This is a genomic window from Marivita sp., from assembly GCF_051859345.1.
Lineage (GTDB): Bacteria > Pseudomonadota > Alphaproteobacteria > Rhodobacterales > Rhodobacteraceae > Marivita.
This window is the reverse complement of sequence record NZ_JBHYFV010000048.1, coordinates 1-6,307: the sequence shown is the minus strand read 5'-3', so window position 1 is coordinate 6,307 and position 6,307 is coordinate 1. Positions and strand designations below refer to the sequence as shown.

The following is a 6,307-nucleotide window of genomic DNA, read 5'->3' as shown; positions in this document are numbered from 1 at the left end:
GGCGCTTTGCCCATATTCCGTCTTTCCGCACGGCTGTGCTGGATCTGACAGGGAAGATCGCCGATCAGGGCGACCTTGGCGGAGCGTTCGATATCGTCGTAGGCGCAAACGTTGTCCATACGACAGCAAATGTGCGTGAAAGCCTGCAAGCCATGCGTGGTTTGCTGCGCAAGAACGGCCTCATCGGGCTCGTAGAGATCGAGCGGCATGGCTATTTCGATTTCTTCTTTGGAATGCTTCCGGGTGTCTGGACGTTCACCGATCTTGAGGATCGTCCCGATCACGCGCTTATGGATGGCGCAACGTGGCGTGCAATGCTTACGGAAGAAGGCTTTGAAAACGTCGCGCTCTGGTCAGACGGCAGTGAAGCGGCCTCTGCAAGCTGTTCCGTGCTGCTTGGCCGAAACTCTGCAGAGCCCATGGCATATGCCTCCCGGGAGTTCGAACACGCTGATGCCACGAACTGGCTGATTATTTCCCCAACCCCGGCACATCCCCTGGCAGAGCGCTTGGCAGAGCAAGTGATTGCGGACGGAGGCAACGCAAAGATCGTGGTCGCCGCAGCTGGTTCAAGCGATGACTCGATTAATCCGGCAGACGAAGCCGCATGGGTGAAGCTCTGCAAGGGCCTGGCGGACTCCGCCCCGCAGCACATCGCATTCATCGCTCCGACAGGGGGGATTACCGAGCTGCCAAAAACAGATGACGGATGGTCTCTTGTCGCGCTGGTAAAGGCCGTGAATGCCGCCGATTGGCGGTCGGCACCGCGGATCAATATAATTACGCAGAACGTGCTCGGGGAGAGCAACATTGATCTTGCAGGCGGTAGTTATTGGGCCGTCGGGCGAACGATCGTCAATGAACAGTCAAACTGGCCCTGCCGTCGGATCGATTGGGATGGATCGGATCTCGCCATGGGTCACCTGGTGGAGTTCCTGGGAACGGAAGCCGGGACGCACACCGCCATTGCGGGCAATGTCGACGAATTGCGGATCACCAAAGCGGGCATCTTTGCAAATGTCATTGCTCCGATAAAACCCGTGGCAGAGCCAGTATCTGCAGACACTCCGTTTGCCGTGACCCTGAATGCGCAAGGCTCTCTGGACAATCTTCTGCTGCGCCGAACGTCTGAGCCCGAAGCTCCTGGGGAAGGCATGGTCGAAATCGACCTCAAGGCTGCCGGCCTCAATTTCAAGGACATCATTCTGGCCTTGGGGCTTCTGCCGCCAGAGCTTCTGAAGGACAGCGCGGTTGGACCGCTGATGGGACTCGAAGGTGCGGGAGTAGTTTCGCGCGTTGGTCCAGGGGTCACAACGCTGTCAGTGGGCGATCACGTCATGCTCATGTCGGAGGGCTGCTTCGCGTCCTCGATCACCGTGCCCGAGCATGCGGCGCAAAGGCTTCCAGAGGGATGGAGTTTTGCCGAAGGCGCAACACTTCCCGTTGTCGGCCTGACAGTTGTTTACGCGCTTGACCTCGTCGCCAGGCTGCAACCCGATGAAACCATTCTCATTCACGGGGGGGCTGGCGGTGTCGGACTTATGGCCATCCAGTATGCCAAGTCGATTGGTGCCAGGATCATCGCGACAGCCGGTTCAGACGAAAAACGCGACTTCCTGCGGTTGCTCGGCGTGGATTGCGTTTCCGATTCCCGCACGCTGCAATTCGAAGAAGATGTCATGACATTCACCGACGGCGCAGGTGTGGATGTTGTCCTGAACTCACTTGCGGGGGATGCGATGCTGGCATCTCTTGATGTCCTCAAGCCATTTGGCCGCTTCGTTGAGATCGGAAAGCGAGATTTCGAAACAAACAGCCGACTAAACCTTCGAGCGCTGGAACAGAATATCTCGTATTTCGCCGTCGACATGACGTTCTTGGCACGACAAAAACCACAGTTCTTTGCCCAGAGCTGGCGCAATCTGCTAGAAGCCTGCGCCTCTGGTGTGGTGCGACCGCTGCCCTTGCGCACCTATCCGATGTCTGGGTTGCGCGATGCATTCCGGCTCATGCAGGGTGGCAGACATGTTGGCAAACTCGTCCTGAATTTGGATGCGAAAGGCGCCTCACTGGAGCCACAACCCAAACCTACATTGTCGTTTGCCAACACCGGAATACACGTCATCGCCGGCGGCCTTGGCGGCATAGGGCTGAAAATCGGCCACTGGATGGTAAAGCGCGGAGCCAAAACCATTGCACTCGTTGGCCGCAGCGGGGTCACAACCACCGACCAGGCAGATGCCATCGCAGCCATGGAAGCCGCCGGTGCAACGGTCGTTGTCGTTCAGGCGGATGTCTCTGATGCGGAACAGGTCACTCAGTTAGTCGATGATCTGACCGAGACTTATGGTGCCCTTCGCGGCATCATCCATGCCGTACTTGTTCTTGATGACAGACTTATGGTCAATATGGACCACAATGCATTCGAAACGGTCCTACGGCCGAAGGTTTTGGGTGCCTACAACCTTCACCACGCATCATCCACTCAGCCGCTTGACTACTTCCTGACGTTTTCATCCCTTGCCAATCTTGTCGGCAACCCTGGGCAGTCGAACTACGTGGCCGCAAACGCGTATCTCGAACAGCTAGTACTGGCCCGCAAGGCGGCGGGACAGCCCGGGCTTGCGCTTGAACTCGGAGCGGTTGAGGATGCAGGGATCCTTGAACGTGACGCAGAGCTCCGCGCCAGTCTCAACAAAACCATCGGTGGCGCGATCCGGATGGCCGATATCTTTGTCGCGATCGACGACCTTCTGACAGACGGACCCGCCGTGGCGGCGGTCATTCAGTCCTCCGGAAAATTCGGCGGTCCAATCATGCAGACGGCTCGGGCCGAGGCGTTGCTTGGCCAGATGGAAGCTCAACAGGATGCAGGCGCAGACAAGATAGACTTTGCGCAAGTTCCGGTTGAAGACCGTGTAGAATTGATGGAGCAGGTCCTGATTCAGACAATCGCAAAGGTCATGGGAGCCAAAGAAAGCCAAATCGATCCTGATCGATCACTTTCCGATTCAGGTCTGGACTCGCTGATGGCGGTCGAGTTTGCGACAACTGTGGAAAGCCGGATAGGCGTTTCGATCCCATCTTCCGAACTGTCTGCAGACCGAAATATGCAGGAACTCGCTGTTCTGCTGCTGGGACGACTCAATCTCGAAATTGGCAGCTTGGCCGAGAACCCAGCTTCGCAAGACGAAGATGCTGAGACAAAGCTGATGCTGGCAGACGCAGAGTTGCCAAAAGGCTCTGTCTTCATACCCGCTCCCGAAGTGGCGATCTCCGAGCGCAACACTGTGTTGCTGACAGGCGCAACCGGGTTCCTTGGAGCGTTCTTGCTGGACGCTATCCTGCGCAAAGGTGCGCGACACATTATTTGTCTGGGCCGTGGAAAGGACCGCGCGCATGCCGAAGAAAGGTTGCGGGTCTCGCTCCGCAGGGCAAACCTTTTACAGGCTGAGGCACAGGTTGGTCAGATAATTGAGGTTTGGCCAAGCAATCTGGCAAAAGAAGGGTTTGGCTTGGAACCAGCCCAAATCAAACAAATCACCGCATCCGTCGATCTCATCATTCACAATGCAGCCGACGTGAATTTCCTCGGTGGATATGAGGACATGAGGGCGATCAACGTACAAAGCGTGCATCAAATTCTTGATCTGTGCCGAGAAGGGCCTCCTAAGGCGCTTCATTTCGTTTCGACGCTTAGAATCTATGCCTGCCTTAAACAGATCGAAAGCTCAGCTCTTTCAGAAGCGGTCGCGCCGCAAATGCCACCCTCTTCAGAAGGTGGATATGTCAAAACGAAATGGGTCGCCGACGCGCTTGTCCGCGCTGCACAGGAAAGAGGTTTGTCTGCCTCTGTTCACCGTCCATCTTTCGTTATCGGGAGGAGCAATGACGGTTATTCCAACATGTCGGATCTTGCTTCGGGGCTGTTCCGGCTGGCCTTTGACACCGGGATGCTACCAAAGCTCGAAGTCTCTTTCCCAGTCATTCCTGTGGATACGGCTGCAAACCGAATTGTAGCCTTTATGGACACTCCCGGAGAACAGGTGGGGGTGCGTCACATCACAGACTGGCCTGCGCTGACAACAAAAGACCTTCAGTCGATCAGCCAGAAACAGGGGCGCTCCGTCGATCTCTTGCCAGTTGAGGACTTCATCAACAAGGCACAAGCTTTCATGCAAAAACATCCAGGGCACCCTGCCGTGTGGGTCCCTTCATTCTTTATCGGGGATGCACCGAACAACAAAATGGGAGAAAAGCTGACCAAACCAGTATTGCCATCAACCGAATTGGACGCGGCTGGTGAAAGCCAACAGGCGCTCGCACGTATGGTACATTGGTTCCAAGATGAGTTCGAGCCGGGTGAATGAGCACTTCAGCAACACGACGGAAGGACTACCGAGAGCCAAATGCGTGAGATAGCAGCCGTTCCGCACGTTCCAGATCGCGGGGAAGGGTGATCTTGAAATTGTCTTCGGACCCTTCGACGACGCGCACACGCAACCCCGCCTGCCGCGCCGTTTCAACATCATCGGCGGCGGTGCCGTCACTCCGATCATGGGCGGCAAGGATCGCGTCATAGCGGAAGGCCTGCGGGGTCTGCGCCCGCCAGAGGCCATCGCGCGACACGGGTGTGACGGCCTCTGACCCGGCGGTTGTCCAAAGCGCATCGACCACCGGCAGAGCGGCAAAAGCACCGTCCACGTCAGCCAGCGGCGCCAACACGGCTGCGATCAGATCGGGTGGGCAGAAAGGACGTGCCGCGTCATGGATCAGCACATGCTCCGGGCTGTCATGCCGCAGCGCCTCAAGCCCAAGCCGCACCGAAGCGGCCCGCAACGCACCACCTGTCACCGGAGGGCCAAGCCTTGCATCCCTGACCCCGCCCACGGCGCTTTCATAATGCGCCTGATCATCAGGATGGATCACCACACGCACCACATGAATCCACTCCGAGGCGAGGAACGCCCGCACCGTATGCCACAGCACCGCTTGCCCGCCCAACGGCAGGTACTGCTTCGGCGTCTCCCGCATCATCCGGCTGCCCCGGCCCGCAGCAACAATCAGCGCGGCATTGGTCATAAAGGTCTTCCTTTCAGGCGCTCCGTGTCACAAGGCAGATCACAAGACCCTGACGGATCGGCAGGATCTTGTTTTTATGCACGATATGGCACGCGAACACACCGAGTTTGTCCCGCCAGTCCGCATTCACCCAAGCGCAGACCATTTGATCGTTTTCCGCATCGAAGAAGATCATCTTGCAATCCTGCGGGCCTTGGGATCTGGCAAGCCGTCTTGGCTGCGGTTGCACAGTAAGAACCAGCGTATCGCGGTGGGATGCGTTCCTGTGCTCAAAGACAAGCCGAGTTTGGGCATCTTTGAAACCTGCGGCTGCACAATCAAGTATATAACATAATGTTAGTTACGCGCGCTTTTAGCTATCAAAGGCGCGCGCTACCCTGAAGTGCGACTCCTATTAGAAAACAACATGTTATCTAATGGGAGAACATCGCATGGGAGCCGTGTATTCGCAACTTTCACTTCAGGAACGTCGCAAGATTGAAGATTGGTGGCACGCAAAAGTGCCGGTCATGGAGATGGCGCGGGTCTTGAAGCGCCATAAATCGACGATTTTTCGAGAGATCAAACGTAATTTTTGGGCGGATGAATCCCTGCCCAAGAACTATGCCGGATACTTTGGACACGCTGCACAGCTACAGACGCAGAAACGCCGAACCGTACAGCGCAAGCTCATAAGACATCCGGATCTGTGTAGGAACGTTGTGGCCCAGATCAAACAAGGATGGACGCCTGAACAGATCGGCAACCGGGGGATTCACAAACGAAGTGCAAATTCTGTATCAAAACAGAGAGTTGCACGGAGTATGAAGAATGGGAAGCCACTATTGTCACCTGAACCTGGACGAACGCCGCAAGCTCGCAAAGTGGCTTGAAGCTAAAATGCCGATTTCGGAGATTGCGGATCGTTTGGGTCGAGACCCCTCCACGATCTACCGAGACATCAAGAGAAACCGCTATACGGACACCGAGCTACCTGAGCTGAACGGCTACTATGCGCTGAACGCTCAGGACATGTACGAGAAGCGTCGGGCCATCCATCGAAAGATGATCGTACACCCGGAGTTAAAGGCCGCCATTGAAGACCGGCTCAAGGCCGGTTGGTCACCAGAACAGATCGCAGGCCGTATGCGACTTGAACGCCATCCGATCCGCGTGAGCCACGAGACGATCTATCGGTTTGCCTATTCCAAGGACGGTCGCGACGGACAATTCTATCGCCACCTTC

Annotated in this window: 4 protein-coding genes and 1 pseudogene; 3 read left to right on the top strand and 2 right to left on the bottom strand. The window is 56.4% G+C overall.

Annotation, left to right across the window (positions count from 1 at the left end):
• Nucleotides 1-35 precede the first annotated feature (35 nt).
• Nucleotides 36-4,370 carry a thioester reductase domain-containing protein gene (locus ACTIEN_RS19750; RefSeq protein WP_439524866.1) on the top strand — a complete coding sequence of 1,445 codons (4,335 nt, stop codon included), beginning with the start codon at nucleotides 36-38 and terminating at the stop codon, nucleotides 4,368-4,370.
• 25 nt (nucleotides 4,371-4,395) lie between these two features.
• On the opposite strand, the gene ispD is transcribed toward ACTIEN_RS19750, so the two are convergent.
• Both ispD and ACTIEN_RS19740 read right to left on the bottom strand, forming a co-directional pair.
• Nucleotides 4,396-5,082 carry a 2-C-methyl-D-erythritol 4-phosphate cytidylyltransferase gene (gene ispD / locus ACTIEN_RS19745; protein WP_439524865.1) on the bottom strand — a complete coding sequence of 229 codons (687 nt, stop codon included), beginning with the start codon at nucleotides 5,080-5,082 and terminating at the stop codon, nucleotides 4,396-4,398.
• A 13-nt stretch (nucleotides 5,083-5,095) separates the two neighbouring features.
• Nucleotides 5,096-5,257, bottom strand: a complete 162-nt coding sequence (locus ACTIEN_RS19740; protein ID WP_439524864.1) for a hypothetical protein — start codon at nucleotides 5,255-5,257, stop codon at nucleotides 5,096-5,098.
• 256 nt (nucleotides 5,258-5,513) lie between these two features.
• Between ACTIEN_RS19740 and ACTIEN_RS19735 the strand changes: the two are divergent.
• Both ACTIEN_RS19735 and ACTIEN_RS19730 read left to right on the top strand, forming a co-directional pair.
• Nucleotides 5,514-5,882, top strand: a pseudogene (locus tag ACTIEN_RS19735) (transposase); the annotation flags it as partial.
• A gap of 10 nt (nucleotides 5,883-5,892) precedes the next feature.
• On the top strand, nucleotides 5,893-6,307 hold a 415-nt coding region (locus ACTIEN_RS19730), incomplete at its 3' end, for a transposase (protein ID WP_439524863.1).